Annotated in this window: 1 protein-coding gene; it reads right to left on the minus strand. The window is 75.7% G+C overall.

Going from position 1 to position 383, the window contains the following annotated elements:
* On the minus strand, positions 1-357 hold a 357-nt coding region (locus AB6A65_RS16705), incomplete at its 3' end, for a nicotinate-nucleotide adenylyltransferase (RefSeq protein ID WP_371039504.1).
* Between the last annotated feature and the right edge of the window lie 26 nt (positions 358-383).

The following is a 383-nucleotide window of genomic DNA, read 5'->3' on the forward strand; positions in this document are numbered from 1 at the left end:
GTTGTCCGCCCCCATGAGCCAGGTGAAGCGCACGCCCGGACAGGCCGCCTGAAGCGCGGCGAGCGTTTCGGCGGTGTAGCGTGTGCCGAGCCGCGCCTCGACGTCGGTCACCGCGATCGCCGGGTGATCGACGAGCGCGCGCGCCGCCGCCATGCGGTCGGCGAGCGGCGCGGGCCCCGCGCGCTTGCGCGGGTTGCCCGGGCTCACGAGCCACCACACCCGATCGAGGCCGAAGCGCTTCAGCGCCTCGCGCGCGATGTGCAGGTGCCCCGCGTGCGGCGGATCGAAGGAGCCACCCAGCAGCCCGACCCGCAGCCCGGCACGCATCGGCGGCAATCCCGTGTCGGCCCTGATCATCGTGCCCTCCCGCTGCGGCCCGCGGC

It is taken from the genome of Rhodosalinus sp. FB01 (assembly GCF_041365715.1).
In the GTDB taxonomy this organism is placed as follows: domain Bacteria; phylum Pseudomonadota; class Alphaproteobacteria; order Rhodobacterales; family Rhodobacteraceae; genus Rhodosalinus.